This window comes from Stenotrophomonas sp. HMSC10F06, from assembly GCF_001807865.1.
Taxonomy (GTDB): Bacteria; Pseudomonadota; Gammaproteobacteria; order Xanthomonadales; family Xanthomonadaceae; genus Stenotrophomonas; species Stenotrophomonas bentonitica_A.
In genome coordinates this window covers 1-26038 of the sequence record NZ_KV791299.1, presented here as the reverse complement: position 1 = coordinate 26038, position 26038 = coordinate 1, and the positions used below count along the sequence as shown (strand labels likewise).

The following is a 26038-nucleotide window of genomic DNA, read 5'->3' as shown; positions in this document are numbered from 1 at the left end:
GGACCGGCCATGCCCATCAAGACCGCCCGCCACGACGACGACGCGCTGGAAGAAAGCCACGAGATCAATGTCACGCCCTTCATCGACGTCATGCTGGTGCTGCTGATCATCTTCATGGTCGCCGCGCCGCTGGCCACCGTGGACACGCCGGTGGACCTGCCGGCCAGCACTGCGCAGCCGCAGCCACGTGATGGCGAACCGGTGTTCCTCTCGGTGCAGGCCGATCTGTCACTGAGCATCAACGACGTGCCGGTGGGCCGTGATGGCCTGAAAGCCACGCTGGAGCGGCTGACAGCCGGTGACCACGAGCAGCGCATCTACCTGCGCGCCGACCAGGCGGTGCCCTATGGCGATCTGATGCAGACCATGAATGCCCTGCGCACGGCGGGGTATCGCAGAATCGCGCTGGTCGGGCTGGAGCAGCGCCGCGAATGAGCCGCGACCCCGCCGCGACGCTGCGCTGGGTGGGCAGCCTGGCCCTCGTGTTGGCCGTGCATGGCGCGCTGATCGGCGGCGCGCTGTGGTGGCAGCAGCGTGCGCCGGTGCTGGCCAGCGACACGCCCGTGGAAGCGGTGATGGTGGAACTGGCGCCGGTGCCTGAGGCGCCATCCGCGCCACCGAAGGAGATGCCGCCCGGGCCGCTGCAGCACGAACAGCATCGGCCCGAGCCCACGCCGGTGCCGAAGATCGATCTGCCGCCGGCCGACACCCCGGACGCGCAGGACGTGCTGCGTCGCCAGACGCCGCGAGAAGAGGAGCCGACCGACCCGCACAACGTCGATCAGACGCTGGCACCGCCGGATGTCTCCGCACGCCCGTCCGAACGCTACGCTGCCACGCAGACCGTGGCCGGCCGCCAGGGCAACGCGGCGGTCACCTGGCAGGGGCTGCTGCTCGGCCATCTGGAACAGTACCGCCGCTATCCGCGCCAGGCCGAGCGCCTTCGCCAGCAGGGCGTGGCCTATGTGCGCTTCTCAGTGGACCGCCAGGGCAACGCCTCCAACATCCGGCTGGGCCAGAGCAGCGGTCATCCGCTGCTGGATGAGGAAACCCTGGCCACGGTGCGCCGCGGCAGCCCGCTGCCACCGCCGCCCGCCGAGGTGGCCGGTGATCCGGTGGAGGTGATGGTACCGGTGACGTTCTTCATCCGGCGGCGTTGAGGCGCGGCAGGAGAACACCCCTTGGGCGCGCTGGCCAACGAGGCCCGCGCGCCCGTCCTGCCTCAGAGCAGCGGCACCAGCAGCAACGCCACGATGTTGATGATCTTGATCAGCGGGTTGATCGCCGGGCCGGCCGTGTCCTTGTACGGATCACCGACGGTATCGCCGGTCACCGCGGCCTTGTGCGCCTCGCTGCCCTTGCCGCCGAAGTGGCCATCTTCGATGTACTTCTTGGCGTTGTCCCAGGCGCCGCCGCCGGTGGTCATCGAGATCGCCACGAACAGACCGGTGACGATGGTGCCGATCAGCAGGCCACCGAGCGCACGCGGCCCGAGCAGCAGGCCGACCACCACCGGCACGGCGACGGGCAACAGCGAGGGGATGATCATTTCGCGGATCGCCGAGCGGGTCAGCATGTCCACCGCGCGGTCGTACTGCGGTTTGCCGGTGCCTTCCATGATCCCGGGAATCTCGCGGAACTGGCGGCGCACTTCCTCCACCACCGCACCTGCCGCGCGACCCACCGCTTCCATCGCCATCGCACCGAACAGGTAGGGGATCAGGCCGCCGATCAGCAGGCCGATGATCACTTCATGGTTGGACAGATCGAAGGCGAAGGTCTCGCCGGGATTGGCGGCCTGCAGGTTGTGGGTGTAATCGGCGAACAGCACCAGCGCGGCCAGGGCCGCTGAGCCGATGGCGTAGCCCTTGGTCACCGCCTTGGTGGTGTTGCCGACCGCATCCAGCGGGTCGGTGATGTCGCGGATTTCCGGCGGCAGTTCGGCCATCTCGGCGATACCGCCGGCGTTGTCGGTGATCGGGCCGTAGGCATCGAGTGCGACGATCATCCCGGCCATCGAGAGCATCGCCGTGGCGGCGATGGCGATGCCGTACAGGCCGCCGAAATAGTGTGCCAGCCAGATAGCCACGCACACCGCGATCACCGGCAGGGCGGTGGACTTCATCGAGACACCGAGGCCGGCGATGATGTTGGTGCCATGCCCGGTGGTGGAGGCCTGCGCCACGTGCTGCACCGGTTTGTACTGGGTGCCGGTGTAGTACTCGGTGATCCACACGATCAACCCGGTCAGCCCCAGCCCGATCAACGCGCAGAAATACAGGTTCAGCGCGCCATGCGCGTTGTCCGGCATCAACTGCGTGGTGATCGGGTAGAACGCGATCGCCGCCAGCACCCCGGATACGATCACGCCCTTGTACAGCGCGCCCATGATCGAGCCGCCCGGTTTTACTTTGACGAACAGCGCGCCCACGATCGAGGCGATGATCGAGACACCGCCCAGCACCAGCGGATACAGCACCGCATTGGCACCGGCCTCGTCGATCATCAGGTTGCCGAGCAGCATCGTGGCGATCACGGTGACGGCGTAGGTTTCGAACAGGTCCGCCGCCATGCCGGCGCAGTCGCCGACGTTGTCACCCACGTTGTCGGCGATCACCGCCGGGTTGCGCGGGTCGTCCTCGGGAATGCCTGCTTCGACCTTGCCGACCAGGTCCGCGCCGACGTCGGCGCCCTTGGTGAAGATGCCGCCGCCCAGCCGCGCGAAGATCGAGATCAGCGACGAACCGAACGCCAGCCCGACCAGCGCGTGCAGCGTCTGCGCGACATCCAGCCCGAGCTTCAACAGCAGCGCGTAGTACCCGGCCACGCCCAGCAGGCCCAGCCCGACCACCAGCATGCCGGTGATCGCACCGCCGCGGAAGGCCACGTCCATGGCCGCGCTCAGGCCGTTGCGGGCCGCCTCGGCGGTGCGCACGTTGGCGCGGACCGAGACGTTCATGCCGATGTAGCCGGCCGCGCCGGAGAGCACGGCGCCGATCGCGAAGCCGATCGCGGTGTACCAGCTGAGGAAGATGCCGACCAGCACGAACAGCACGGCACCGGCGATGGCGATGGTCAGGTATTGGCGGTTGAGGTAGGCGCGCGCGCCTTCCTGGATGGCGGCGGCGATTTCCTGCATGCGCGCATTGCCAGCCGGCTGCCGGAGGATCCAGCGTGCCGACACGATGCCGTAGAGAATCGCGAGGATGGCGCAGAACAGCGCCAGAGAAAGCCCATAACGTTCCAGCATGTCCCCTCCCGGGTGATGGAATGACATCCAGTGAACGGATGAACTTCTCCACACGGGGGCACAACGGGCTGCAACCATGAACCAACCCGTTCAGACCGTGCCCGGTCGTCAAGCGTGTGGCGGTGTTCAGCAATCCCTGGTGGCCCGAGTATGCGGGCAAATCCTCGATGCAAGCCAGCAAGGATTACAAACCGCATGCGTGAGGCCGAACTGTCAGTGACATGGGTAGCGCCGACCCGTGGCATGGGTAGTGCCGGCCGCTGGCCGGCAACCACGCAGATCCGGACGACGGGCCGCCTTTGCCACGCCGTTCAGCCACCCACTGGCAGCCTCGGCCCATTCCCAGCCGTTGGAGTCCTGCCATGTCCCCCCGTCATCTGCTCTGGCTGGCCCTGCTGCCCGCCGTGTCCGCCTTCGCTGCGGAAACCCCCGAACTGCAGCGCGCCGCAGGCACGCCGCAGGCGGTGGGCGCTGCGCATACACTCCGCCAGATCCCCGAAGCCTGTGCACGGCTGGAAGGCGTGTTCACGGGCGAGGCCGCGCAGCCGTACAAGTTTGCCGTGGTCCGCACCAGCGAGCAGTGCCAGCCGCGGGCCCGCTTTGTGGACTACGACAAGGCGCAGCCCAGCGAGGCCAAGGGCTGGAAACTCAATGATGTGATCCGTGTGCCGAATGCGGGCTGCCCGGCCCAGCAGGCGGTGGTGCGCGTGTGGCGCATGCCGGTCACCACCACGCCCGAACGCGATGGCCAGGGCCAGTCGCGCATCTACCTGGAAGACGCCAAGAAGCAGGCCGCCGCCGGCAAGATCGCGCAGGTGCCGATGTTCGCCGCGCAGATGAAGGTCGAGGGCAAGGCCTGCAACTGACCTGACCACGCACCGGTCGTGCCGGCCGCTGGCCGGCTTCCGGGACGCTGCCGGGGACACGGCGCTGCCGGCCAGCGGCCGGCACTACCTCAGGGCCTGGGAGCACCGCGCTGCCGGCGAGCGGCCGGCACTACCTGAGCGCCTGGGAGCACGACGCTGCCGGCCAGCGGCCGGCACCGACGGGTTGCTCATGCTTCGAAGGCAGGCAGCTTCTTCTTCACTGCCACGTTCTTCAGCGTCACGTACTTCGGCAGCCCATCAGGCCCGTAGGGCAACGGGGCTTCCCCCTTGATCAGCGGGGCGAGATAGGCGCGGGCCTTGTCGGTGATGCCGAAGCCATCGCGGCGGATGAAGCCGGCCGGCATCTTCTTCTCGTGGTTGGCCACCTTGTGCAGCGGGGCGGCCTCGATTTTCCAGCGATAGGGCTTATCGCTGGTGCGCACGATCACCGGCATCACCGCGTTCTGGCCCTTCAACGCGAACTGCACCGCCGCCTTGCCCACCGCCTGCGCCTGTTCCCAGTCGGTTTTGGAGGCCAGATGGCGCGCCGAGCGCTGCAGGTAGTCGGGCAGGGTCCAGTGGACCTTGTAGCCCAGTCCATCCTTGACCCGGGCCGCCAGCTGCGAGGCCACGCCGCCGAGCTGGGTATGCCCGAACGAATCGGTGCCACCGCCCGCATCGGCGACGAAACGGCCATCGGCCGTCTGGATGCCCTCGGAGGCCACCACCACGCAGTAGCCCACGCGCTCGACCACCTGTTTCACTTTGGCCAGAAACGCGGCCTCGTCGTAGGCGCGCTCGGGCAGCAGGATGATGTGCGGGGCGTCATCGGCGCCCTGGCCGGCCAGCCCCGCGGCCGCCGCGAGCCAGCCGGCATGGCGGCCCATCGCTTCGTACACGAACACCTTGGTCGAGGTCTCGGCCATCGCGGCCACGTCCAGCGCCGCTTCGCGCACCGAGACGGCCGTGTACTTGGCGGCCGAGCCGAAGCCCGGGCAGGTATCGGTCACGGCCAGATCGTTGTCGATGGTCTTGGGCACGCCGATGCAGGTCAGGTCGTAGTCGAAGGCCTTGGCCAGCTGGGAGACCTTCCAGGCGGTATCGGCCGAATCGTTGCCGCCGTTGTAGAGGAACCAGCGCACATCGTGCGCGCGCAGCACCTGGAGCAGCCGCTCGTACCTGCCGCGGTCGGCCTCCAGTGATTTGAGCTTGTAGCGGCACGAGCCGAACGCGCCGCCGGGGGTATGGGCGAGGGCGGCGATCGCGGCAGCGGTTTCCTTCGAGGTGTCGATCAGGTCCTCGCGGAGCGCGCCGAGAATACCGTTGCGTGCGGCCAAGACCTTGATTCCTTTGGCCCTTGCCGTGCTGATGACCGCCGAGGCCGTGGCATTGATGACGGCGGTGACGCCGCCTGACTGGGCGTAGAGCAGGGTACCGTTGGGCATGGTGCGACCTTGGTCTGGGGGAAGGACATTGCAGAGACATTACCGGTATGGGGTAAAGTGCGCGTATTGCGGTGCAGCGTGATTGTGGACAATCCCGGGGCGCGCGCCCTTCCATTTTCTTACCACGTTGGAGTCAGGTTGATGCGATTGGTTCTGTTGGGACCGCCCGGTTCGGGCAAGGGGACGCAGGCGACGCGCCTGAAGGAACATCTTTCGATTGCGCACATTTCCACCGGCGACCTGCTGCGTGCCGAAGTGGCTGCGGGGACCGAGCTGGGCAAGCAGGCCAAGGCCGTGATGGATGCCGGCAACCTGGTGTCCGATGACATCCTGCTGGGCATGCTCGAGTCGCGCCTGGGCCAGGACGATGTGGCCAAGGGCTTCATCCTGGATGGTTACCCGCGCAACGTGGCCCAGGCCAATGCGCTGGACAGCCTGCTGGCCAAGATCGGCCAGCCGCTGGATGCGGTCGTGCAGCTGGACGTGCCGACCGAACTGCTGGTCGAGCGCATCGCCGGCCGCGCCGCCGAGCAGGGCCGTGCCGATGACAACCCCGAATCGGTGCGTCAGCGCCTGCAGGTCTACAACGACCAGACCGCGCCCGTGGTGGATTTCTATGCCGGCCGTGGCACGCTCGCACGCGTTGATGGCGTGGGTGAACTGAACGACGTGGAAGCGCGCATCCGCGCCGCGATCCAGGCCTGATCCGGTCGGTGCCGCTACGGCGGCACCGCACGGGCAGTGCGCTGCCCAGTGCCTGAAACACACACGCCCGGCCCCCGAAGGGACCAGGCGTGTGGTTTGAAGGTGCCAGCGAGCGGGCTTGCTCAGAGCCCCGCAGCATGAGCCCCCCTGGGGATGGCCTCTTGGGGAGTAGGACCAATGGGGTGCTGCGGCTGGCCCATGGAATTGTGTCCGTCTTCACAGTACGGCGCTATCGGGATTTCCCTGACACCGTGATGGACTTCTCTGATACTCGACTAGGAGTTATCTGACGGCGATGTCCATCGACGGTGATGATCGGCGACAATCGCAGGCATGAGCACGATCCACATTCTTGGTATTGCAGGCACTTTCATGGGCGGCGTGGCCGCGCTGGCACGCGAAAAGGGCCATACGGTCCGCGGCAGCGACCAGGCGATCTACCCGCCGATGTCCACCCAGCTCGAACGCCTGGGCATCGCCCTGGATCCGGGCTACCGCGCCGACAGCGTGGCACCGGACTGCGACGAGGTGGTGATCGGCAATGCGCTCTCGCGCGGCAACCCTGCCGTGGAAGCGGTGCTGGATGCAGGCCAGCGCTATATCTCCGGGGCCCAGTGGCTGTCCGAGCAGGTGCTGCCGGGCCGCGACACCCTGGCGGTGGCCGGCACGCACGGCAAGACCACCACCACCACCATCCTGACCTGGCTGCTGCACAGCGCCGGGCGTGAGCCGGGCTTTCTGATCGGCGGCGTGGCGGAGGATTTCGGCGTCTCCGCGCGCATCGGCAGCGGCCGCGAGTTCGTGGTCGAGGCCGACGAGTACGACACTGCGTTCTTCGACAAGCGCAGCAAGTTCGTGCACTACCGGCCGCTGGTGGCGATCCTCAACAACCTCGAATACGACCACGCCGACATCTTCCCGGACGTGGCCGCGATCCAGCGCCAGTTCCATCACCTGATCCGCACCGTGCCCGCGCGCGGGCGCCTGATCGTCAACGGCGAAGATGCCTATCTCGCCGAGGTGCTGGCGATGGGGTGCTGGACGCCGGTGGAGCGCTTCGGTTTCGATCCTGCGCTGGAATGGCACGCCGAGCTGGTGGAGGCCGACGGCAGCGTGTTCGTGGTGCACCATCGCGGCGCGCGCGTCGGTGAAGTGCGCTGGTCGCTGCTCGGCCGGCACAACGTGCTCAACGGGCTCGCTGCGCTGGCCGCCGCGCATGCGGTAGGTGTCGAACTGGCCACGGTGATGCCGGCGCTGGCCGCGTTCCGCAGCGTCAAGCGCCGCCTGGAAGTGATCGGCCAGGCACGCGATGTCACCGTCTACGATGACTTCGCGCATCACCCCACCGCGATCCGCACCACCCTTGAGGGCCTGCGTGCGAGGGTTGGTGAAGCCCGCATCGTGGTGGCGATGGAACCGCGCAGCAATTCCATGCGGCTGGGCGCGCATGCGCAGGCGCTGGCCCCGTCGCTGGACGGTGCCGATGCCGTGGTGTTCCTGCACCGCCCCGAGCTGGCCTGGGATGCGGCCGGCGTGATCGCGGCCGTGCGAGGCGACGCGTATGCCGTGCCGGATACCGATGCGCTGCTGGCCCGCCTGGACGCGATCGCCATGCCCGGCGACCACGTGGTGTTCATGTCCAATGGTGGCTTCGACGGCGCGCCGCGGCGCTTCCTGGCACAGCTGCAGCCGTCCTGAGCGGGCCTGGCCATGACCGACACCGCGTCACTGCCCCTGTTCCCGCTGCACACCGTGCTGCTGCCCGGCGCCGCGCTGGGCCTGCGCGTGTTCGAGCGGCGCTACCTGGACATGCTGCGCGAATGCAGCCGCGCCGGTACCGCGTTCGGTGTCTGCATGATCCTGCACGGTGAGGAAACCGGCGCCCCCGCGGTGCCGGCCGCCTACGGCGTGGAGGCGCGGATCGAGGATTTCGACGTGGGCGCCGATGGCGTGCTGGTGCTGCGCCTGCGTGGCCAGCGTCGCTTCCATGTCGATCGCACGCGCGTGCGCGACAACGGGCTGATCATTGCCGAGGTGACCTGGTGTGCGGCCGACAGCGACGATGAGCTGCAGCCCGAACATGCGCTGATGGCGACCGTGCTTGAGCACATCATCGAACAGGCCGGTGCCGCGTTTGCTCCGGTCAGCCCGGCGCAGATGGAGCAGGCCAGCTGGGTCGGCTGGCGCCTGGCTGAGCTGCTGCCCCTGGAGGATGCGCAGCGCCTGCAGCTGCTGCAGCACGATGACCCGCACCAGCGCCTGCAGGCGTTGCTGGACTGGATGCCGTAACGCGGGGCGAGCGAGGCCCCGCTGCACGAACGGCCGGGATGATCCCGGCGCTGCCTCATTCGGCCGCGGGCATGCGCACGCGCAGCACCGGCATCTGCGTATCCGGATGGGTGTCGACCTGCTGTGGCAGGCCATCCAGTGCCTGGCGTACTGCATTGAGCGAGGGGTCGATGCCACGCATCGGGCGCCACATCCCGATCAGATTGAAGTGCTGCTGGTAGTGCAGGGTCTGCGCACTGCCGAGCCACAACGGCTCATCCACCGGCGCTGACAGACGCGCCGGTGCCGGCCACAGGCGCAACGCGAACATCTCGTTGGGGGCATTGCCGGCGCGCAGCATCAGCAGCGATTCGACCTGCGTGTCCAGGGTGGCTGGCAGGACCGGCACCTTGTCCTTGTCCGAGGACTTGTCGAGCATCAACAGCGCCTGCTCCCAGCCGGCCTGTGGCTGTACGCGCCAGCCCTGGCTTTCCAGGCGGCGCTGCAGCGGTGCCAGCGGGCCGGCCACCTGCACATCCAGCGGCCAGCGCTGGTCGTCATCGAATTCATTGCGGCGCGAGGGCAGGTGCTGCCACTCGGTTGTCCACCAGGCCTGTGCATCCAGCGGCGCCGGGCTCGGCTGCGCCGGTTCGAAGCGCGCCAGTTTCACCGGGATGTTGCGCGGGGCGTACCAGAGCGCGGCCACGGCGAAGGTACCGTAGAACAGCCACGCCACCGGCTTGACCCAGAACGAGCGGTTGAAGCGGCGGCGGTACGCGATGCCGAGCACCAGCAGCCAGAACAGGCCGAACAGCATGCCGCCGATCACATCGCTCAGCCAATGGGCGCCGAGGTAGATGCGGGCGAAGCCGATCAGGCTGACGATGATGCCCGACAGCAGGTAGGGCCACACGCGGGTGCGGCCGGGCAGTTCGCGCGCGATCAGCACGGCGAAGAAGCCGAAGGTGATCGTGGCCATCGTTACCGAGACCGACGGGAAGCCGAAGCCGCTGCTCGCATCCGGCGGCCGGACCACGTCCACGGTTGCGCCGAGCAGCTTGCACAGGGCCAGGCCGAAGGCCAGCGCGGCCAGCCAGTGACCGGCCGCCATCCAGCGCCGGCGCCAGACCAGGTAGCCCATGCCGGCGGCCGTGGCCGGCAACAGGACCTGCCAGGCGCCCAGCGAGGCCAGCGCGGCCATCGGGTAATCGGCCAGCGGATTGCGCAGGGCCAGCATGGCGTGGTGCACGGCCAGATCGACCCGCAGCGGTTCGCCATGGGCGACCACCGCCATCAACAGGGCGAACCAGCCCCAGCCAAGCAGCAGCAGCATCACCGCCAGCATCGCCAGGGGCACCGATTCACGCCGCTGGGGATCGAACACCGCCACCGAGTAACGGCCCAGCGTTGGATGGCGCTGCGACCAGTTCAACAGCATGGCCAGCCAGCTGTCCATGCGCGAGGCCGACCAGCGGTAGCCGTACAGCACGATCGCCCAGACCAGGCCCATGATCACGCCGAGCAGGCCCAGCACCATCACCAGCCGGCCGGCAACGGCGGCGACCGCGTCATACGCCTCGCCGAGCACCCAGCCGGGGGCCAGGAACAGCACCGCCCAGGACAGGCTGGCGATGCCACTGGCCTGGAAGTAGCGCGAGAGCGGCATCTTCATCATGCCGGCGATGGCCGGCACGAACGGGCGGATCGCGCCGACATAGCGCGCCACCAGGATGCTCTTGAACGCGTTGCGGCGGAACATCGTCTCGCCGCGGTCGAGCAGCTGCGGATACTTGCTGAAGGGCCAGAAGCCGCGCAGGCGATCCCCCCAGCGCCGGCCTACCCAGTAGCTGATGCCGTCGCCGGCAAACGCGCCCAGCGCTGCGCAGGCCACCGCGTACGGCCCGGAGATCTGGCCCAGGCCGATGAACACACCCACGGCGAACAGCAGCGGCAACGCGGGCACGATCGCGCCCAGCACGATGACCGCATCGCAGAAGGCAATGAGGAAAATGACCGCACCGGCAAGCACGGGGTGAGCTGAGATCCACGCAAGCGTGGCATCGATCCATGACGAGTCCATCGGAGGATTATAGGGGGGGCAAAGTGACTGACTGCCGGCCAGCGGCGGGCAATGTGCGGCATCTGCAGTGAATGAGCGCGATCAGCCGCCTAGAATGGCGCCATGACACGCCCTGCCGATCCCGCCCCGACCGCCCTCAAAGCCGACAGCTTCGGCCGCATCCTGCTGATGGAGCAGGACGGCCAGCGCTTCGTGCGCCGTGATCTGGAGGCCACCCCGTGGTGGCTGCGCCTGCCGGCATGGTGGCTGGCCCGGCGCGAGGCGCGCGCGCTGGCGCATCTGGATGGGATGCCCGCCACGCCGCGGTTGCTGGGCTGGAACGGGCGCTGGCTGGACCGCAGCTTCATGGCCGGCGATGCGATGTACCAGCGTCCGCCGCATGGCGACCTTGCCTATTTCCGTGCGGCGCGCCGTCTGCTGCAGCAGGTCCATCGCCACGGCATCGCGCACAACGACCTGGCCAAGGAAGCCAACTGGCTGGTGCGCGAAGACGGCTCGCCGGCCCTGATCGATTTCCAGCTGGCGGTGATCGGCAATCCGCGCTCACGCTGGATGCGCCTGCTGGCCCGCGAGGACCTGCGCCACCTGCTCAAGCACAAGCGCATGTACTGCCGGCCGTCGCTGACGCCGGTGGAGAAGCGGCTGCTCAAGCGCACCTCGTGGGTGCGTGACCTCTGGTTCCGCACCGGCAAGCCGGTCTACCGCTTCGTCACCCGCAGGATCCTGCACTGGGAAGACAACGAAGGGCAGGGCCCCAAGCCGTAGCAGGGGCCGATGCCTGGCGCTCAGCGCAGGTCGAGGATCTGCTTGCCGGTGAAGCGGCGTTGCGCGTCGAACTCGTAGGCGACCCGCAGCATGCCCTCGTCCGCGCAGGCATGGCAGGTGCGCAGCGGCGTGCTGTAGATCAGGCGCAGCCCGCCGTTGGGCAGCGCTTCACTGCCGCTGGCCTCGGCGGGGGCGAACGGTGAGGCGTCCGGGTGCGCATCAAGGAAGGGTTTGACCGTTGCATCGGCGCGCGACATCTCCGGCAGGACATCCGCATCCACATCCACGGTATGCCCGGCACTGTCGACCAGCAGCGTGCCTTCATTGGTATTGGCACGGAACGGGTACTCGATGGTGGCAATGCCCACGCCGTCCTGGTCACGCCATGCGCTGACGTAGCCGGGATTCCCCTGCGCGCCCAGCTGATGGGCCGCGGCGATCGCCTGCGGGCTGGCCTTGGCCGCCTGCATCGCCTTGGACAGGCAATCATCGGCAACCGGCGCCTGGCCGCGGCAGGCGTCCACCTCGCCGTCCCAGATCGCCGCTTCGCTGAAGGGGGAGGCGCCGCCGGCCGTACCGGGAACGGTGGCGGCCGCCTGCACAGGGGCGGTGGACGGGTCGCCGGCGGGCTGGCAGGCAGCCATGGCCAGTACCAGCGCCAGCGCGGTCAGGGGAAGGCGGATCGCCGTCATGTCGCTCATTCCATGCAGAACGTGAATGCCCAGTATCGACGCGGCGCATGAATCCGGTGTGTGCGCCGGGGCGGCATAATGCCGGTTCACTGCAATCGCATCGAAGGAATCCGCGCATGGCCAGTCTGCAAGGCAAGACCCTGTTCATCACCGGCGCCTCGCGCGGCATCGGCCTGGCCATCGCACTGCGTGCTGCACGGGACGGGGCCAATATCGCCATCGCGGCCAAGTCCTCGGTGCCCAATCCCAAGCTGCCCGGCACCATCCACAGCGCAGCGGAGGCGGTCACCGCCGCCGGCGGCCAGGGGCTGGCGCTGAAGTGCGACATCCGCGAAGAAGACCAGGTGCGTGCGGCCGTCGCCGCCACCGTGGATACCTTCGGTGGCATCGATATCCTGGTCAACAACGCGAGCGCGATCTGGCTGCGCGGCACGCTGGACACGCCGATGAAACGTTTCGACCTGATGCAGCAGGTCAACGCGCGCGGCAGCTTCCTGTGCGCGCAGGCCTGCCTGCCGCACCTGCTGCAGGCACCCAATCCACACATTCTCACCCTCGCGCCGCCGCCAAGCCTGGACCCGAAGTGGTGGGCGCCGCATACCGGCTACACGCTGGCAAAGATGGGCATGAGCTTCGTCACGCTTGGCCTGGCCGCGGAGTTCGGGCCACAGGGCGTGGCGGTCAATGCGTTGTGGCCGCGTACCGTGATCGCCACTGACGCAATCAACATGATTCCCGGCGTGGACATCGGCGGCTGCCGCACGCCGGCCATTCTTGCCGATGCCGCACACGCGGTGCTGACCCGCGAGGCGGCCGGCTTCAGTGGGCAGTTCCTGCTGGATGACGAGGTGCTGGCGCAGGCCGGCATCACTGATCTGAGTGGCTATGCCGTCGATCCGTCGCGTCCGTTGATGCCCGATCTGTTCCTGGATTGACGCGCGCGCGGTGCGCGCCGCGTGCGCGATGACAAACGCTGCACAGGCCGGGCTGCTATGGTGCGGGCCCCAAATCGTATGGACACATGCATGTCATTCCGCACACGGACCGCACCGCTCGCCGCCGCCATCGCCTTGATCAGCCTGCTCGGCGCCTGCAGCAAGGGCCCGGGCAGCGTTGCCGATACCCAGGGCGTGGAAAAGGTGAACGCCTACATCGCCTGCTTCAACGCCGTTGAACAGCCGATCCACGAAGGCTTCCAGCAGTACATCGGCTGGATGCAGGATCCGGAGGCTGGCCCGACCGGCAATGAGAAGCAGGTGCGTGGGCCGGGCACGGTGTTGTCGCATCGCGTGGAGGCGTGCAACGCCCCGATGGTCGCCGCGCTGGCGATGACGCCGGCCGAGCCCGAGCTGGATCCGGCGGCGAGCGCTTACCAGAAGACGTTCGTCGACCTGTACGCCCTTATCGAGCAGGCCGACCGTTACTACAGCCGCGAGGACTACCTGCGCGATGACCATGCCGGGATGCGCAGCCAGCATGCCCCGCTGATGAAGGCCTACACGGCGTTCTTCGACGCAGGCACCGCGCTGGACGCCGCGCTGGAAAAGCGCGAAGACGAACGCCGTGCGGAACAGCTCAAGGAGATTGAAGCTTCCGAAGGCCGCTCGATGGCGTACTACCAGATCAAGATTCTCGGTGATGGCAAGCAGCTCACGCAGCTGCTCAACAGCGAGACGCCCGATCTGGCGGTGGCACGCACCCAGCTCGCGGCGTTCCAGGCGCTGCTGCAGCAGGCGCAGGATGACAAGATCGGCAAGGGCGATGCGATGTGGGGGCACGTGGAGCGCGCCGCCGATGCGCTGGCCCGCGATGCCGGCCGCCGTATCGAGCGCGTCGAGTCGAAGAAGCCGTATACCCGCAGCGAGCAGATGCTGATGGAGAGCGGTGGGCGGATCAGCAACCCGCAGGGCTCGGCCGAAGCGTTGCTGGCCAGCTACAACGACCTGGTCGACATGAGCAACCGCCTGGCGCGGACCAGCGGCGCGCGTTGAGTGATCGCGCGGCGGGCTGCCTGGCGGCCCGCCGCAAGCATCAGACGTTGAAGACCGGTGGCAGTTTTTCGCCGCAATGGCGGCAATGCACGGCGTCCGGTTCGTGGCCTTCCAGCCCGCAATGCGGGCAGCCGCGCGCATCACGGCGCGCGGCATGCTCGGCATCGCGCATGGTGTTGGCCAGTTCGGCGGTGTAGATGCCGGTCGGCACGGCGATGATGCTGTAGCCGATCAGGATCAGCACCGAGGTGACGAAGCGGCCGAGCACGGTCTGCGGCACGATGTCGCCGAAGCCCACCGTGGCCATGGTCACCACCGCCCAGTACATGCTGCTGGGGATGCTGGTGAAGCCGTGGTTGGGGCCTTCGATCACGTACATCATCGTCCCGGCGATGATGGTGATGGTGATCACCGTGAACAGGAACAGCAGCACCTTGCGGCGGCTGCGCCACAGCGATTCCATCAGCACGCCGCTTTCTTCGATGTAGCGGGTCAGCTTGAGGATCCGGAACACCCGCAGGATGCGCAGCGCGCGCACCACCAGCAGGCTCTGCGCGCCGGGGATGAACAGCGACAGGTAGGTGGGCAGGATCGAGGCCAGATCGATGATGCCCCAGATGCTAATGCGTAGCGCAGTGGGCGTTTGACCACCACCAGCCGCAGCAGGTACTCGGCGGTGAATACGATCGTGAAGCCCCATTCCAGCACGTACAGCCAGTCGGCGTAGGCTGCATGGAAGCGCTGCACGCTGTCGAACATGACCACCACCACGCTGGCGATGATCGCGTAGACCAGCAGCAGGTCGAAATTGCGCGAGGGCCGGGTGTCGTGGCGGTAGATGATGTCGAACCACTGGCGGCGCCAGCCGGTCTCGGTGGCGGGGTTGAGCTGGGGGGCGGTGAACGGTCGCATGGGCCGCATTGTGCCCCACCGGCCCAAAGCGCGAGAATGGGATCTTTCCTGAGGCCCTGACTGCCATGACCGCCGCTGCCACCGATCCGCTGTTGTCCCTGTCGCATTACTACCTGCCGGTCTACAAACCGCGCCAGGTGGTGCTCGAGCGCGGCCAGGGCGCGCGCGTCTGGGACAACCAGGGCCGCGAGTTCATCGATCTGGCCGCCGGCATTGCCGTGTGCGGCCTGGGCCACAACGATCCGGACCTGAAGGCGGCGCTGATCGAGCAGGCCGGCAAGCTATGGCACACCAGCAATGTGTTCTACAGCGAGCCGCCGCTGCGCCTGGCCGAGGAGCTGGTCACCGCCTCGCGCTTCGCCGAGCGCGTGTTCCTGTGCAACTCCGGCGCCGAAGCCAATGAGGTGGCGATCAAGCTGGTCCGCAAGTGGGCCTCTTCGCTGGGCCGCCCGGCGCACCAGCGCGTGATCGTGACCTTCCGCGGCAGCTTCCACGGCCGCACGCTGGCCGCGGTCACCGCCACCGCCCAGCCGAAGTACCAGGAAGGCTACGAGCCGCTGCCCGGTGGCTTCCGCTATGTCGACTTCAACGACGAGGTCCAGCTGGAAACCGCGATGGCCGCCGGTGATGTGGCCGCGGTGATGCTGGAGCCGATCCAGGGCGAGGGCGGCGTGATGCCGGCCAAGCCGGGCTTCCTGCAGCGCGTGCGCGAGCTGTGCGACCAGCACAACGCGCTGGTGGTGCTCGATGAGATCCAGGCGGGCATGGGCCGTACCGGCACGTTGTTCGCGCATTGGCAGGACAACATCAAGCCGGACATCGTCACCCTGGCCAAAGCGCTGGGCGGCGGCTTCCCGATCGGCGCGATGCTGGCCGGCCCGAAGGTGGCCGAGGTGATGCAGTTCGGTGCCCACGGCACCACCTTCGGCGGCAACCCGCTGGCCGCGGCTGTCGCCCGCGTGGCGCTGCGCAAGCTGTCCTCGCCGGAGATCGCACACAACGTCAGCCGTCAGTCGCAGGCGCTGCGCGATGGGCTGGGCAGGATCAACGACGAGTTCAAGGTGTTCAGCCAGGTCCGCGGTCGCGGCCTGATGCTGGGCGCGGTGCTGGACAAGGATTTTGCCGGCCAGGCCGGTCCCATCCTCGACCACGCCGCCGAGCACGGCCTGCTGACCCTGCAGGCCGGCCCGGACGTGCTGCGTTTCGTGCCGTCGCTGAACATCACCGATGAAGAAATCGCCGAAGGCCTCAAGCGCCTGCGCGCGGCGGTGCAATCCTTCATCGCCTCGCGATAACCAACAGCGGTAGAGCCGACCGTTGGTCGGCTCTACGCCAGGGCGTACCGCTTCAACACCTTGCCGATGCTGCGACTGTCGGTGGCGGTTTCCGCCCGCAATCCTGCCTGACGCGCACCGCGCACGTTGGTGAACAGGTCATCGACGAACAACGTGCGCCCGGCGCGTGCGCCCAACAGCGCCATCGCCTGCACGAACACGGCCGGGTCCGGCTTGCGAGCGCCCAGCGCGCCGCTGCACAGGATGCGCCCGCGCAGCGCTGCGGCAAGGGTGGGCAGGATGCGCGGGATGGTGTCCACCATCAGCGCGCCATTGTTGGTCAGGATCGCGATCGGCATGCGGCGTGCAACCTGTTCGATGCGTTCGATGACCCCGGCCTGTGGCATGGACGCGGCGATGCGGGCGTCCTGCCACTGCGTGATGCTCACCGTGCTGCCCAACGCCGCGCCCAACTGTTGCAGGTACAGCGTGCTGTCCAGGCCGGCGTCATGCTGCTGCTCCAGGCCGCTGTCGAACAGGGCGGCGTGCACCTGTGCGACGCTGCAGCCGGTGCTGGCGGCCAGGTGACGCACGCGCAAATGCCGCGCATGGCGCACCAGCACGCCATCGAAATCCAGCAGCAGCCCCTCCACGGCATCGGTCATCGCGCACTCTTGTCCGGGTCCAACGCTGACCGTACCGCAGTCGGGGCGCATGCTGCGACATCGCGTCGCAGGCCGGGCGTGGGCACGGACTCTAGAATCGCGTGGACTGTTCGATGGAGATCGCCGTGAAACTGCTTGCCCCCGTGTTGCTTGCCGGCCTGATGCTGGCCCCGGCCGCCCATGCGCGCGTCTGCGCGATCGCCATCGACAGCACCGACCAGATGAGCTTCAGCCAGAAGGAGATCAAGGTTGCGGCGGACTGCACCCAGGTGAAGCTGACCCTGCGCCACACCGGCAAGCTTGCCGCGACCGCGATGGGCCACAACTGGGTGCTGACCCGCACCGCGGATTACCAGCCGGTGGCGATGGCCGGCATGCGCACGACCTTGTCCGACAGCTACCTGCCCAAGGGCGATGCGCGTGTGCTGGCGCATACCCCGGTGATCGGGGGCGGGCAGACCACCAGCGTCACCTTCTCGACCGCGAAGCTGGCCAAGGGCGGCGACTACACGTTCTTCTGCTCGTTCCCGGGGCACTTCGCGATGATGAAAGGCCGATTTCTGTTCGGCTGAGCGCCGAAGCCGGCCGGTGGACGGCGTGACGACCAACGGTCGTCACCTACCCGGGGTGATCGGCACGCACGCTGTGACGACCAACGGTCGTCACCTACCGCCTCCGATCAGCCTTTGACGACCTTGAAGGCTTCGCGCGCGGCCTCGATGGTCGCATCGATGATGCTGTCGTCGTGGGCGCTGGACAGGAAGCCGGCCTCGTATGCCGAAGGGGCCAGGAACACACCGCGCTCCAGCATCGCGTGGAAGAAGGTGTTGAACGCGGTGATGTCGCACGCCGTCGCCTGGGCGTAGGTTTCCACCTTCTGGTCGGTGAAGAACAGGCCGAACATGGCGCCGACCTGGGTGGTCGTCACCGCCACGCCGGCCTCGGCCGCCGCGGCTTCCAGCCCGGCGCAGAGGCGCGCAGCGGCGGCACTCAGGCGATCATGGAAGCCCGGTTCCTGCACCAGTTCCAGCATCGCCAGGCCCGCGGCCATCGCCACCGGATTGCCGCTGAGCGTGCCGGCCTGGTAGATCGGGCCAGCCGGGGAAATCTGCGACATCAGCTCGCGGCGGCCGCCATAGGCACCCACCGGCATGCCGCCGCCGATGATCTTGCCGAAGGTGGTCAGGTCCGGGGTGACGCCGTAGTGCGCCTGCGCGCCGCCGAGGGCCACGCGGAAGCCGGTCATCACTTCATCGAAGATCAGCACCGTGCCGTACTGCGTGCACAGCGCGCGCAGGTGCTGCAGGTAGCCCTCGCGCGGCGGGATGCAGTTGGCGTTGCCGACCACCGGCTCGATGATCAGGCCGGCGATGTGCTCGCCCTGTTCGGCGAACAGCGTGGTGGCGGCCTCGAAATCGTTGTAGGGCAGGGTCAGGGTGAGTTCGCTCAGGCCGGCCGGGACGCCCGGTGAGGTCGGCACGCCCAGGGTCAGCATGCCGCTGCCGGCCTTGACCAGGAACGAATCGCCGTGGCCGTGATAGCAGCCTTCGAACTTGACGATGCGGCTGCGGCCGGTGGCGCCGCGCGCCAGCCGGATCGCCGACAGTGTGGCCTCGGTACCGGAGTTGACCATGCGCACCATCTCGCAGGACGGCACCAGCCGGGTCAGCGTTTCGGCCATGGTCACTTCCGCTTCGCACGGCGCACCGAAGGACAGGCCGTTGCCGATCGCCTGCTTGACCGCCTGGCGCACCGCGGTGTGGTTGTGGCCGACGATCATCGGGCCCCAGGAGCCGACGTAATCGATGTAGCGGTTGCCATCCACGTCGTACAGGTACGCGCCATCGGCACGCTGCACGAAGAACGGCTCGCCGCCGACCGACTTGAACGCGCGCACGGGCGAGTTGACGCCGCCCGGCAGCAGTTTCTGGGCGCGGGTGAACAGGGCGTGGGACTGGTCGTGGTTCATGGGGTGTCCTGGGTCTTACGGAAACTGGGCGAGGAAGGCGCGCTGGGTGGCAACCGGATCGGGGGCGGCGAAAATGCCGCTGACCACGGCCACCAAGTCGGCGCCGGCCGCGATGATGGGACCTACATTGTCCGGGCTAAGCCCGCCGATCGCCACCCGCGGCACGCCCAGTGCGGCGCTTTGCCGCAGCAGGTCCGGCGTGGCACGGCTGGCGGTGACCTTGGTGGTGGTGGGGAAGAACGCGCCGAAGGCCACATAACTGGCCCCTTCGGCCACGGCACGCGCGGCATTGGCCAGCTGGTCGTAGCAGGACGCGCCGATGATGGCGTCGGGGCCCAGCAGGGCGCGCGCCGCGCCGATGTCGCCGTCGGTGCCGCCCAGGTGTACGCCAGCGGCGCCCACGGCATGGGCCAGTGCCGGGTCGTCATTGATGATCAGTGGCGCGCCGTGCGGCGCGCACAGCGCCTGCAGCGCGGTCGCCTGCTCCAGGCGCAGGGCGGCATCGGCGGTCTTGTTGCGGTACTGCAGCCAGGTGGCGCCGGCCGCCAACAGCGGCGCGGTGCGCGCCAGCAATCGTGCGGTATCGGGTTCGTCGGGGGTGATGAGGTAGACGCCGCGGGGCGGCGTGGGGGCTGAAGCGTGATTCATCAATGGCTACCGGTAGCGCAACGGGAGTGGGACAATGAGCGCTGTCAGCTCTTGTCCTGCCGTGATTATCCGATGACCGACGCTACCGCCACCACCTTCCGCACCTGGATGTGCGTTGTCTGCGGCTTCCTGTACCGGGAAGAAGACGGGTTGCCGGAAGAGGGCATCGCCCCGGGCACGCGCTGGGAAGACATTCCCGATACCTGGACGTGCCCGGACTGTGGCGTGACCAAGGACGATTTCGAGATGGTCGAAGTCGACTGAGGCCGGGCCGGCGCCGCGTCATGGCGCCTTTCAATGCAGGCGCGGCACCGCGCCACCCAGGCTGACCAGCTTCTCGCGCACGTACTGGGCGTCGCTGGCCTTGGCATTGCGCTTGAGGTACAGCCCCAGGTCGTTGCGCGCGCCCGCCTCGTAGTCCAGCTGCAGGTAGGCCATGCCGCGGTCGCGCAGCGCATCGTCCTGTTCGGGCGCCAGTTTCAGCAGGCGATCGGCACTGCGTGCGGCACGGTCCCATTCACCCCGTTCCACATAGACCCCATGCAGGTTGCGCAGCATCCGCATCAGGATCGCGCGCGCCGGGGCCGGGTCCAGAATCTGTGCCAGCACATCGTCGTCGGGCACTTCACCGCCCAGGTGCGAGCGGGCGCGTTCGCGCAGTTCTTCCACGCCGAGCGGGCGGCCGCCGTTGAACGGGTCCATCACCAGTACGCCGTCGTTGAGCGGCAGGCGCACCAGGAAATGGCCGGGGAAGGACACCCCGTCCAGCGGGATGCCGAGCCGGCGCGAGACTTCCATCTGCACCAGCGCCAGTGAAATCGGGTTGCCCAGGCGGCGCTCGAAGACCTGGTTCAGATAGCTGTTGCGCGGGTCGTAGTATTCGCCATGGTCGCCGCTGTAGCCCAGTTCGTCGAACAGATGGCGGTTGACCGCGGCGATCTTCAGCGGCCACATGTCGATCGTGGCGATCTCGGTGCGCAGGTGGTCGGCGTGGCTCTGCAGGACCGCGTCGTAGACGGCAGGGTCCAGGTCCGGGTATTCGTCCCGGGCGATCAGCAGCGCGGTCGGCAACAAAGGCAGCGCCTCGTCATCCAGCTCGGCCAGCGATTCCCACGTCGGCAATGTGATCTGCCCCTGCATGGGACAAGACTGGCGACAAACGCGCCGCGATTCAAGGGCGCGGCGCGTTTATCGGGTCCCTTTTATTTACCGTCGGCGATGCCGGGGCCGAACTTCAGTTCGGTACCGTCCTTGAGCGCCATCTTTTCGGCCTGACCGGCATTGAGTTCCAGCACGTAACGGGCCGGCTCGCTGCTGGGGTAGGGCGGGCAACGGTCACCGGCCGAGCACGGCGGCACGTCACGCTGCTGGCTGACCAGGCGGCGCTGTGCATCGAAGTACAGGATGTCCAGGGCGATCTTGGTGTTCTTCATCCAGTACGCCTGCAGCTCTTCGCGTTCATGGATGAACAGCATGCCGTGGTCCTCCGGCATCTGGTCGCGGAACATCAGCCCGCGGGCGCGGGTGTCGTCATTGGTGGCCAGTTCAACGTGGTAGCGGTTGCCGTCCAGCTCCACCCAGTGACGGGCGTTGGTGCTGGCACAGCCGGCCAGGGTGAGCAGCAGAAGCAGGGGCAGCAGGCGCGACAGGGACATGGGATTGCCTCGTTGGGGGCAGCCGGCGCGGGCGCCGGCCACGGGGGTCAGATCACGACCGGCGGCTCGCCGCCGATGATCACCACATCGGCCGGGCGGCGCGCGAACAGGCCGACGCTGACCACGCCGGGCAGCTGGTTGAGCTCGCGCTCCAGCTTGACCGGATCGGTGATCTCCAGGTGGTGGATGTCCAGGATCACGTTGCCGTTGTCGGTGACCACGCCCTCACGCCAGGCCGGCTGGCCGCCGGTCATGTCCATGATGCGGCGGGCGACCAGGCTGCGTGCCATCGGGATCACTTCCACCGGCAGCGGGAACCTGCCCAGCACCTTGACCTGCTTGCTCGGGTCGATGATGCACACGAAGCGCTCGCTGGCCTCGGCGATGATCTTCTCACGCGTCAGCGCGGCGCCGCCGCCCTTGATCAGGTTCTTGTTGCCATCGCATTCGTCGGCACCATCCACATACAGCGAGAGGTTGCCGGTGTGGTTGAGCTCGAGCACCTCGATGCCGTGCTGCTTCAGGCGCGCGGTGCTCTGGTCCGAGCTGGAGACAGCGCCCTTGATGCGGTGCTGGATCCTGGCCAGGGCGTCGATGAAGTAGGCAACGGTGGAGCCGGTGCCGACGCCGACGATCATGCCGTCTTCGACGTATTCGATGGCTTTTTCAGCGGCGAGGCGTTTGGCTTCGGACATGGCGGGCAACTCTTGGAGGAAAGGGAATCAGTGCTTTTCCAGCGACAGCAGCAGCTTCCACTGCGCGGCGGTCACCGGGAGGATGGAGAGGCGGTTGCCGCGCGCGGTCAGCGGGAAACCTTCGCCCAGCGCATCGGCGTGCAGCTTGATCTCGTCCAGCGAAATGGTGTCGCGCAGCTTGCGCTCGAACGCCACGTCCACCAGCATCCAGCGCGGTTCTTCGCGGGTCGCCTTGGGGTCGTAGTAATCGGACCTGGGGTCGAACTGGGTGTCGTCCGGGTAGGCCTCGCTGGCTACCGTGGCCAGCCCGACAATGCCCGGCACCTTGGTGTTGGAGTGGTAGAACATCACCCCGTCGCCGACCTTCATGCCATCGCGCATGAAATTGCGCGCCTGGTAGTTGCGGACGCCGTTCCAGGGCTCGCGGCCCACGCGCTGCAGATCATCGATGGAAAAGGCGTCCGGTTCGGACTTCATCAGCCAGTAGCGCTTGCGTGCGGTCATGCGGAGTCTTTGATTACGGTAGGTGCCGACCGTTGGTCGGTACGCAGACAAGGGTGGAGACGTCGGTGCAGATCGCATCCACCGCGACGTCCCACGGTTGCACCGGCAGGTCATCGACCTGCTGGACCGAGAAGCCGACCCCGACCAGCCACGGTGGCGCCGGGCGCTGGTGGCGGAATGCGAAGCTGCGATCATACCAGCCGCCTCCCATCCCCAGCCGGCGGCCCTGCGCGTCGAAACCGACCAGCGGCGCGACGACCAGCGCCATCTGTTCCGGCGCGAGCGTGTCGTCCAGCGACAGGTCGGGTTCGGGAATGCCGAAGCGGTTGGCGGTCAGCGCCTGCCCCGGGCGCCATGGCGCGAAGCGCAGCGTCTGCTCGTGCAGCACCGGCAGGCAGTAGGTCAGGCCGGCGGGCAACTGCATCTGCCAGCGGTGCAGTGCGATCTCGCCATCCATCGCCCAGTACCCGGCAACATGCCCCTGGGCAGGCGCAAACGGCAGGGCGAGCAGGGCATCGGCCAATTGTTCGGCGGCGGCCAGGCGCACGGCGGCGGGGAGATCGCGGCGGCGTTGGCGCAGCTGCAGGCGCAGTGCGGAGCGCGGGTCGGTCATGCCTGGGTCCGGAGCGTGCGGAGGAAGCGGATAAAACAAGAGCGACGTCCCAGGGGAACGCCGCTCTTGCTGGAATATTGCATTCTCCGCCGTGACGATGCATGCGAAACGACCTTGAACCCGGGGTTCAAGTGGGTACGCTGGGGTTCCATCGGGCTTCCCGCTACAAGGCGGACTTGCACTCCCGGCGCCGTCGCGCACCCGTGGTCGTAATTAAGGGACAAGGCGAATGTTTGCACACGCCGTCGTTCACAGCAGAGAACGCGACGAGGATTATAGCCTTCTTGGGCAATTCGACCAGTCCGTTCGTCGGTCGAATTGCACATCAATTCAGATCGATGAAGGCCACGCGATGTACGTGTGCAATCGAATGGCGTGGAACCACGCCCGTGGATCACCCGGCGCTGTCGAACGCCCGGTCCAGGCGGCGGTTGAGATCGCTCAGCGTCTGCTGCAGCGCGATCGCCTGGCGGGCGTGCTCATCGCGCAGCTGCTGCAGCTCATGGGCCAGGTTCAGCGCGGCCAGCACCGCGACGCGGTCCACCGCGGCCATCCGGTTGCTGCCCCGGATCTCGCGCATCTTGGCGTCCAGCAGCCGGGCGGCGGCGGTCAGGCTCTCCCGTTCCTCCGCGCCCACGCCGACCGTGTATTCACGGTCCAGGATGCGGACACTGACCGGTTCGGTCTGGCTCATGTGTGCTGCTCCAGGGATTTGAGGCGGGTGATCATCGCTTCGACCCGGGAGCGGGCCTGCTCGTTCTTGGCCAGCAGCTGGGAGCGCTCGGCCACCAGTTGTTCCTGCTGATGGCGCAGGCTGCGGTTCTCGTCGGCCAGGCGCTGGTTGCGCTCAAGCAACGCCTCCACGCGGGCAGCGAAGGCCTGCAACTGGGCGATGGCGTCGGCGGGTTCCATGACCGGCACGATAGGCAAGGGCGGACGGGGCGGTCAAGCGAATAATGACGGGGCCTGGGGGCGGTCGCCCCCGGGGTGCCGGGGCCGGCCGCGGGGACGGCCATCGCAACCCGGCGGACACGGGTGGATTGGTACACTGTGGCGCTCACAAACCGTAGCCCCAAGATGACCGAACTCCCGAGTGTCGACGACGTAAACCAGGCCAGCCAGGCCCTGGGCCTGGGCGCCAGCGCCGCTGAACTGCACGGTGGCCTGTGCGGCTGGCTGTCTGCCGGCGGTGCGCCGGTGCGTGAATGGCCTGCCCGCGTGCTGGCCGATGACAACCTGCCGACCCCGGCCGAGGGCGATGCGTTGGCACGCCTGCTCGATGCCAGCGTGGCGCAGCTGGAAGACCGCGATTTCGCGTTCGAACTGCTGCTCAGCGATGCCAGCGACACCGCCACCCAGGCCGATGCCCTGTTCACCTGGGCGCGTGCGTTCCTGGGCGGTTTCGGGCTGGGCTCGGGGCAGAACCGCCCGGCCTTGTCCGAAGAGGGTGACGAGGCGCTGACCGATCTGGCCAAACTGGCGCAGGCCTCCAGTGAAGACTTCGAAAGCGGCAACGACGATGACGAAGACGCGCTGGCCGAGATCGAGGAGTTCATCCGCGTGGCGGTGCTGCTCCTGCACGGCGACTGCGTCATGGCGGCGCGCCATCGGCAGCGCCTGAACTGAGATGGATATCCGGCAGCTGACCGGCATCTCCGCCGCCGAATACACGCGTCGCCGCCAGCAGTTGATGGAGATGGCCGGCGACGACGCGATCCTGGTGCTGCCGGCCGCCGCCGAGCGGGTGCGCAGCCTGGATACGCATTACCCGTTCCGGCAGGACTCCGATTTCTGGTACCTGAGCGGCTTCCCGGAGCCGGAGGCCGTGCTGGTGCTGATCCCGGGCCGTCGCCATGGCGAGGTGATCCTGTTCTGCCGCGAGCGCGACGCCGACCGTGAAGCCTGGGATGGCGCGCGCGCCGGCCAGGAAGGGGCGGTCTCGCAGTACGGCATGGACGATGCGTACCCGATCGACGATCTGGACGACATCCTGCCCGGCCTGCTGGAAGGGCGCTCGCGGGTGTACTACCACTTCGGCCGCGATGCCGAGTTCGATCTCAAGCTGATCGGCTGGGTCAACCGCGTGCGTTCGCAGGTGCGGCATGGCGCGCAGCCGCCGCATGAATTCCTGGAACTGGGCCACCTGCTGCACGAACAGCGGCTGTTCAAATCCACGGCGGAAATCGCCGTGATGCAGCGCGCTGCCGATATCAGCGTGCAGGCGCATCGCGCCGCGATGCACGCGGCGCGGCCGGGCATCCACGAGTACGAGCTGCAGGCCGACCTGGAGCGGGTGTTCCGTGCCAATGACGCGTGTGCGGCGTACAGCAGCATCGTCGGGACCGGTGCCAACGGCTGCATCCTGCATTACCGCGACAACAACGCGCGCTCGCAGGACGGCGAGCTGGTCCTGATCGATGCCGGTGCCGAGTACCGCGGGTACGCCAGCGACATCACCCGTACCTTCCCGGTCAACGGCCGCTTCAGTGCCGAGCAGCGCGCGCTGCATGACCTGGTCGGCGCCGCGCAGGCCGCGGCACTGGCGCAGGCGCGCCCGGGCAATGCCTATGAGGCCGGTCATCTGGCTGCGGTGGAAACCCTGACCGAGGGGCTGCTGCGGCTGGGCCTGCTCAAGGGCACGCTGGAAGAAAACATCGCCGAAGCGCATTACCAGCGTTTCTATCGGCACAAGACCGGGCACTGGCTCGGCCTGGATGTGCACGACGTCGGCGATTACCGGTTGGCGGGCGATTCGCGGATGTTGGAGCCGGGCATGGTGTTCACCATCGAGCCGGGGCTGTATGTCTCACCGGACGACCGCAGCGTGGAAGCGCGCTGGCGCGGTATCGGCATTCGTACCGAAGATGATGTGCTGATCACCGAGGACGGCCATCAGGTGCTCACCGCTGCGTTGGCGCGCAGTGCCGATGAGATTGAAGACGAGATGGCCAAGCGCTGATCCGCTTCAGGGTGCAGCCACCGCATGGGTGGCTGCGCGGTGCAGCCACCCGGTAGTGCCGGCCGCTGGCCGGCTCCTCATG

At 67.8% G+C, this 26038-nt stretch carries 28 protein-coding genes, 1 other RNA gene and 1 pseudogene; 14 read left to right on the top strand and 16 right to left on the bottom strand.

Annotation, left to right across the window (positions count from 1 at the left end):
• Positions 1 to 9 precede the first annotated feature (9 nt).
• The gene (gene exbD, locus HMPREF3113_RS14405) at positions 10 to 435 is read left to right on the top strand and encodes a TonB system transport protein ExbD (protein ID WP_070473572.1); all 426 of its coding nucleotides are present in this window, start codon (positions 10 to 12) and stop codon (positions 433 to 435) included.
• Positions 432 to 1160, top strand: a complete 729-nt coding sequence (locus HMPREF3113_RS14400) for an energy transducer TonB (RefSeq protein ID WP_070473570.1) — start codon at positions 432 to 434, stop codon at positions 1158 to 1160. Before exbD ends, HMPREF3113_RS14400 begins: the two co-directional genes overlap by 4 nt.
• A 62-nt stretch (positions 1161 to 1222) precedes the next feature.
• Here HMPREF3113_RS14400 and HMPREF3113_RS14395 read toward each other — a convergent pair whose 3' ends face one another.
• A complete protein-coding gene (locus HMPREF3113_RS14395) occupies positions 1223 to 3250 on the bottom strand; it encodes a sodium-translocating pyrophosphatase (protein ID WP_070473568.1) in 2028 nt (675 codons plus the stop codon).
• Positions 3251 to 3612: 362 nt separating this feature from the next.
• On the opposite strand from HMPREF3113_RS14395, the gene HMPREF3113_RS14390 reads away from it, so the two are divergent.
• Positions 3613 to 4116, top strand: coding sequence for a hypothetical protein (locus HMPREF3113_RS14390; protein WP_070473566.1), 504 nt, complete (start codon positions 3613 to 3615; stop codon positions 4114 to 4116).
• 188 nt (positions 4117 to 4304) lie between these two features.
• Here HMPREF3113_RS14390 and HMPREF3113_RS14385 read toward each other — a convergent pair whose 3' ends face one another.
• Positions 4305 to 5561 (bottom strand): 6-phosphofructokinase, encoded by a 1257-nt coding sequence (locus tag HMPREF3113_RS14385; protein WP_019183835.1) that lies wholly within the window; start codon positions 5559 to 5561, stop codon positions 4305 to 4307.
• A gap of 141 nt (positions 5562 to 5702) precedes the next feature.
• Between HMPREF3113_RS14385 and HMPREF3113_RS14380 the strand changes: the two genes are divergently transcribed.
• The 3 genes from HMPREF3113_RS14380 (at position 5703) to HMPREF3113_RS14370 (ending at position 8555) form a co-directional block, all read left to right on the top strand.
• Complete coding sequence (locus tag HMPREF3113_RS14380) at positions 5703 to 6266, top strand: adenylate kinase (RefSeq protein ID WP_019183836.1); 564 nt, start codon at positions 5703 to 5705, stop codon at positions 6264 to 6266.
• A gap of 333 nt (positions 6267 to 6599) precedes the next feature.
• Positions 6600 to 7964 carry a UDP-N-acetylmuramate:L-alanyl-gamma-D-glutamyl-meso-diaminopimelate ligase gene (gene mpl, locus HMPREF3113_RS14375; RefSeq protein ID WP_070473564.1) on the top strand — a complete coding sequence of 455 codons (1365 nt, stop codon included), beginning with the start codon at positions 6600 to 6602 and terminating at the stop codon, positions 7962 to 7964.
• 12 nt (positions 7965 to 7976) lie between these two features.
• The gene (locus tag HMPREF3113_RS14370) at positions 7977 to 8555 is read left to right on the top strand and encodes an LON peptidase substrate-binding domain-containing protein (protein ID WP_070473562.1); all 579 of its coding nucleotides are present in this window, start codon (positions 7977 to 7979) and stop codon (positions 8553 to 8555) included.
• 55 nt (positions 8556 to 8610) lie between these two features.
• Here the strand turns inward: HMPREF3113_RS14370 and HMPREF3113_RS14365 are convergent, their stop codons facing one another.
• Positions 8611 to 10614 carry a bifunctional DedA family/phosphatase PAP2 family protein gene (locus tag HMPREF3113_RS14365; RefSeq protein WP_070473560.1) on the bottom strand — a complete coding sequence of 668 codons (2004 nt, stop codon included), beginning with the start codon at positions 10612 to 10614 and terminating at the stop codon, positions 8611 to 8613.
• Positions 10615 to 10716: 102 nt separating this feature from the next.
• On the opposite strand from HMPREF3113_RS14365, the gene HMPREF3113_RS14360 reads away from it, so the two are divergent.
• On the top strand, positions 10717 to 11379 hold the full coding sequence (locus HMPREF3113_RS14360) for a phosphotransferase (protein ID WP_019183840.1): 663 nt from the start codon (positions 10717 to 10719) through the stop codon (positions 11377 to 11379).
• A 20-nt stretch (positions 11380 to 11399) separates the two neighbouring features.
• Here the strand turns inward: HMPREF3113_RS14360 and HMPREF3113_RS14355 are convergent, their stop codons facing one another.
• On the bottom strand, positions 11400 to 12071 hold the full coding sequence (locus HMPREF3113_RS14355; RefSeq protein ID WP_070473558.1) for a hypothetical protein: 672 nt from the start codon (positions 12069 to 12071) through the stop codon (positions 11400 to 11402).
• A gap of 116 nt (positions 12072 to 12187) precedes the next feature.
• Here HMPREF3113_RS14355 and HMPREF3113_RS14350 point away from each other — a divergent pair, with 116 nt between their 5' ends.
• Together HMPREF3113_RS14350 and HMPREF3113_RS14345 are read left to right on the top strand one after the other, a co-directional pair.
• Positions 12188 to 13006 carry an SDR family oxidoreductase gene (locus HMPREF3113_RS14350; RefSeq protein WP_070425847.1) on the top strand — a complete coding sequence of 273 codons (819 nt, stop codon included), beginning with the start codon at positions 12188 to 12190 and terminating at the stop codon, positions 13004 to 13006.
• A 90-nt stretch (positions 13007 to 13096) separates the two neighbouring features.
• Positions 13097 to 14062, top strand: coding sequence for a YiiG family protein (locus tag HMPREF3113_RS14345; protein ID WP_019183843.1), 966 nt, complete (start codon positions 13097 to 13099; stop codon positions 14060 to 14062).
• A gap of 40 nt (positions 14063 to 14102) precedes the next feature.
• On the opposite strand, the pseudogene HMPREF3113_RS14340 reads toward HMPREF3113_RS14345, so the two are convergent.
• A pseudogene (locus HMPREF3113_RS14340) lies at positions 14103 to 14974 on the bottom strand (ion transporter).
• A 65-nt stretch (positions 14975 to 15039) separates the two neighbouring features.
• On the opposite strand from HMPREF3113_RS14340, the gene HMPREF3113_RS14335 reads away from it, so the two are divergent.
• Entirely contained in the window at positions 15040 to 16269 is a 1230-nt protein-coding gene (locus HMPREF3113_RS14335; RefSeq protein ID WP_070473555.1) for an acetylornithine transaminase, read from the top strand.
• A 32-nt stretch (positions 16270 to 16301) separates the two neighbouring features.
• Here the strand turns inward: HMPREF3113_RS14335 and HMPREF3113_RS14330 are convergent, their stop codons facing one another.
• The gene (locus tag HMPREF3113_RS14330; protein ID WP_070425843.1) at positions 16302 to 16913 is read right to left on the bottom strand and encodes an HAD-IA family hydrolase; all 612 of its coding nucleotides are present in this window, start codon (positions 16911 to 16913) and stop codon (positions 16302 to 16304) included.
• 113 nt (positions 16914 to 17026) lie between these two features.
• On the opposite strand from HMPREF3113_RS14330, the gene azu reads away from it, so the two are divergent.
• Entirely contained in the window at positions 17027 to 17485 is a 459-nt protein-coding gene (azu, locus tag HMPREF3113_RS14325) for an azurin (protein ID WP_070473554.1), read from the top strand.
• 107 nt (positions 17486 to 17592) lie between these two features.
• On the opposite strand, the gene hemL is transcribed toward azu, so the two are convergent.
• Both hemL and thiE read right to left on the bottom strand, forming a co-directional pair.
• Positions 17593 to 18882 carry a glutamate-1-semialdehyde 2,1-aminomutase gene (hemL, locus tag HMPREF3113_RS14320; protein ID WP_070473552.1) on the bottom strand — a complete coding sequence of 430 codons (1290 nt, stop codon included), beginning with the start codon at positions 18880 to 18882 and terminating at the stop codon, positions 17593 to 17595.
• A 15-nt stretch (positions 18883 to 18897) separates the two neighbouring features.
• Positions 18898 to 19530: a thiamine phosphate synthase gene (gene thiE, locus HMPREF3113_RS14315; protein WP_070473550.1), complete on the bottom strand. Its 633-nt coding sequence runs from the start codon at positions 19528 to 19530 to the stop codon at positions 18898 to 18900.
• A 72-nt stretch (positions 19531 to 19602) separates the two neighbouring features.
• Between thiE and HMPREF3113_RS14310 the strand changes: the two genes are divergently transcribed.
• Positions 19603 to 19794, top strand: coding sequence for a rubredoxin (locus HMPREF3113_RS14310; protein WP_037553342.1), 192 nt, complete (start codon positions 19603 to 19605; stop codon positions 19792 to 19794).
• A 30-nt stretch (positions 19795 to 19824) separates the two neighbouring features.
• Here HMPREF3113_RS14310 and HMPREF3113_RS14305 read toward each other — a convergent pair whose 3' ends face one another.
• The 8 genes from HMPREF3113_RS14305 to HMPREF3113_RS14270 all read right to left on the bottom strand — a co-directional run bounded on the left by HMPREF3113_RS14305 (position 19825) and on the right by HMPREF3113_RS14270 (position 23909).
• The gene (locus HMPREF3113_RS14305; RefSeq protein ID WP_019183851.1) at positions 19825 to 20670 is read right to left on the bottom strand and encodes a SirB1 family protein; all 846 of its coding nucleotides are present in this window, start codon (positions 20668 to 20670) and stop codon (positions 19825 to 19827) included.
• 62 nt (positions 20671 to 20732) lie between these two features.
• Positions 20733 to 21185: a DUF192 domain-containing protein gene (locus HMPREF3113_RS14300; RefSeq protein ID WP_019183852.1), complete on the bottom strand. Its 453-nt coding sequence runs from the start codon at positions 21183 to 21185 to the stop codon at positions 20733 to 20735.
• A gap of 47 nt (positions 21186 to 21232) precedes the next feature.
• Positions 21233 to 21880, bottom strand: coding sequence for a ribose-5-phosphate isomerase RpiA (gene rpiA, locus HMPREF3113_RS14295; RefSeq protein WP_070425838.1), 648 nt, complete (start codon positions 21878 to 21880; stop codon positions 21233 to 21235).
• Positions 21881 to 21907: 27 nt separating this feature from the next.
• Positions 21908 to 22384 (bottom strand): EVE domain-containing protein, encoded by a 477-nt coding sequence (locus tag HMPREF3113_RS14290; protein ID WP_070425837.1) that lies wholly within the window; start codon positions 22382 to 22384, stop codon positions 21908 to 21910.
• A gap of 13 nt (positions 22385 to 22397) precedes the next feature.
• A complete protein-coding gene (locus tag HMPREF3113_RS14285; protein ID WP_070473548.1) occupies positions 22398 to 22997 on the bottom strand; it encodes a 5-formyltetrahydrofolate cyclo-ligase in 600 nt (199 codons plus the stop codon).
• Positions 22998 to 23076: 79 nt separating this feature from the next.
• A non-coding RNA gene (gene ssrS / locus HMPREF3113_RS14280) (6S RNA) lies at positions 23077 to 23261 on the bottom strand.
• Positions 23262 to 23391: 130 nt separating this feature from the next.
• A complete protein-coding gene (locus HMPREF3113_RS14275; protein ID WP_019183856.1) occupies positions 23392 to 23691 on the bottom strand; it encodes a cell division protein ZapA in 300 nt (99 codons plus the stop codon).
• Positions 23688 to 23909, bottom strand: coding sequence for a TIGR02449 family protein (locus HMPREF3113_RS14270; protein WP_019183857.1), 222 nt, complete (start codon positions 23907 to 23909; stop codon positions 23688 to 23690). The genes HMPREF3113_RS14275 and HMPREF3113_RS14270 overlap by 4 nt, the downstream gene beginning before the upstream one ends.
• Before the next feature lie 165 nt (positions 23910 to 24074).
• Here HMPREF3113_RS14270 and HMPREF3113_RS14265 point away from each other — a divergent pair, with 165 nt between their 5' ends.
• Both HMPREF3113_RS14265 and HMPREF3113_RS14260 read left to right on the top strand, forming a co-directional pair.
• Entirely contained in the window at positions 24075 to 24623 is a 549-nt protein-coding gene (locus HMPREF3113_RS14265) for a UPF0149 family protein (protein ID WP_019183858.1), read from the top strand.
• A 7-nt stretch (positions 24624 to 24630) separates the two neighbouring features.
• Positions 24631 to 25956 (top strand): aminopeptidase P N-terminal domain-containing protein, encoded by a 1326-nt coding sequence (locus tag HMPREF3113_RS14260; RefSeq protein ID WP_070473681.1) that lies wholly within the window; start codon positions 24631 to 24633, stop codon positions 25954 to 25956.
• Positions 25957 to 26038 lie beyond the last annotated feature (82 nt).

Bases quoted from the DNA above. Each gene is read 5' to 3' on its own strand.
- thiE (WP_070473550.1), bottom strand. From the start codon at position 19,530: ATGAATCACGCTTCAGCCCCCACGCCGCCCCGCGGCGTCTACCTCATC.
- HMPREF3113_RS14310 (WP_037553342.1), top strand. From the start codon at position 19,603: ATGACCGACGCTACCGCCACCACCTTCCGCACCTGGATGTGCGTTGTC.
- mpl (WP_070473564.1), top strand. From the start codon at position 6,600: ATGAGCACGATCCACATTCTTGGTATTGCAGGCACTTTCATGGGCGGC.
- HMPREF3113_RS14370 (WP_070473562.1), top strand. From the start codon at position 7,977: ATGACCGACACCGCGTCACTGCCCCTGTTCCCGCTGCACACCGTGCTG.
- HMPREF3113_RS14345 (WP_019183843.1), top strand. From the start codon at position 13,097: ATGTCATTCCGCACACGGACCGCACCGCTCGCCGCCGCCATCGCCTTG.
- HMPREF3113_RS14390 (WP_070473566.1), top strand. From the start codon at position 3,613: ATGTCCCCCCGTCATCTGCTCTGGCTGGCCCTGCTGCCCGCCGTGTCC.
- HMPREF3113_RS14360 (WP_019183840.1), top strand. From the start codon at position 10,717: ATGACACGCCCTGCCGATCCCGCCCCGACCGCCCTCAAAGCCGACAGC.
- HMPREF3113_RS14385 (WP_019183835.1), bottom strand. From the start codon at position 5,561: ATGCCCAACGGTACCCTGCTCTACGCCCAGTCAGGCGGCGTCACCGCC.
- HMPREF3113_RS14350 (WP_070425847.1), top strand. From the start codon at position 12,188: ATGGCCAGTCTGCAAGGCAAGACCCTGTTCATCACCGGCGCCTCGCGC.
- HMPREF3113_RS14285 (WP_070473548.1), bottom strand. From the start codon at position 22,997: ATGACCGACCCGCGCTCCGCACTGCGCCTGCAGCTGCGCCAACGCCGC.
- azu (WP_070473554.1), top strand. From the start codon at position 17,027: ATGGAGATCGCCGTGAAACTGCTTGCCCCCGTGTTGCTTGCCGGCCTG.
- HMPREF3113_RS14330 (WP_070425843.1), bottom strand. From the start codon at position 16,913: ATGACCGATGCCGTGGAGGGGCTGCTGCTGGATTTCGATGGCGTGCTG.
- HMPREF3113_RS14265 (WP_019183858.1), top strand. From the start codon at position 24,075: ATGACCGAACTCCCGAGTGTCGACGACGTAAACCAGGCCAGCCAGGCC.
- hemL (WP_070473552.1), bottom strand. From the start codon at position 18,882: ATGAACCACGACCAGTCCCACGCCCTGTTCACCCGCGCCCAGAAACTG.
- HMPREF3113_RS14270 (WP_019183857.1), bottom strand. From the start codon at position 23,909: ATGGAACCCGCCGACGCCATCGCCCAGTTGCAGGCCTTCGCTGCCCGC.
- HMPREF3113_RS14380 (WP_019183836.1), top strand. From the start codon at position 5,703: ATGCGATTGGTTCTGTTGGGACCGCCCGGTTCGGGCAAGGGGACGCAG.
- HMPREF3113_RS14275 (WP_019183856.1), bottom strand. From the start codon at position 23,691: ATGAGCCAGACCGAACCGGTCAGTGTCCGCATCCTGGACCGTGAATAC.
- exbD (WP_070473572.1), top strand. From the start codon at position 10: ATGCCCATCAAGACCGCCCGCCACGACGACGACGCGCTGGAAGAAAGC.
- HMPREF3113_RS14300 (WP_019183852.1), bottom strand. From the start codon at position 21,185: ATGTCCCTGTCGCGCCTGCTGCCCCTGCTTCTGCTGCTCACCCTGGCC.
- HMPREF3113_RS14395 (WP_070473568.1), bottom strand. From the start codon at position 3,250: ATGCTGGAACGTTATGGGCTTTCTCTGGCGCTGTTCTGCGCCATCCTC.
- HMPREF3113_RS14400 (WP_070473570.1), top strand. From the start codon at position 432: ATGAGCCGCGACCCCGCCGCGACGCTGCGCTGGGTGGGCAGCCTGGCC.
- HMPREF3113_RS14335 (WP_070473555.1), top strand. From the start codon at position 15,040: ATGACCGCCGCTGCCACCGATCCGCTGTTGTCCCTGTCGCATTACTAC.
- HMPREF3113_RS14355 (WP_070473558.1), bottom strand. From the start codon at position 12,071: ATGACGGCGATCCGCCTTCCCCTGACCGCGCTGGCGCTGGTACTGGCC.
- HMPREF3113_RS14305 (WP_019183851.1), bottom strand. From the start codon at position 20,670: ATGCAGGGGCAGATCACATTGCCGACGTGGGAATCGCTGGCCGAGCTG.
- HMPREF3113_RS14290 (WP_070425837.1), bottom strand. From the start codon at position 22,384: ATGACCGCACGCAAGCGCTACTGGCTGATGAAGTCCGAACCGGACGCC.
- HMPREF3113_RS14365 (WP_070473560.1), bottom strand. From the start codon at position 10,614: ATGGACTCGTCATGGATCGATGCCACGCTTGCGTGGATCTCAGCTCAC.
- rpiA (WP_070425838.1), bottom strand. From the start codon at position 21,880: ATGTCCGAAGCCAAACGCCTCGCCGCTGAAAAAGCCATCGAATACGTC.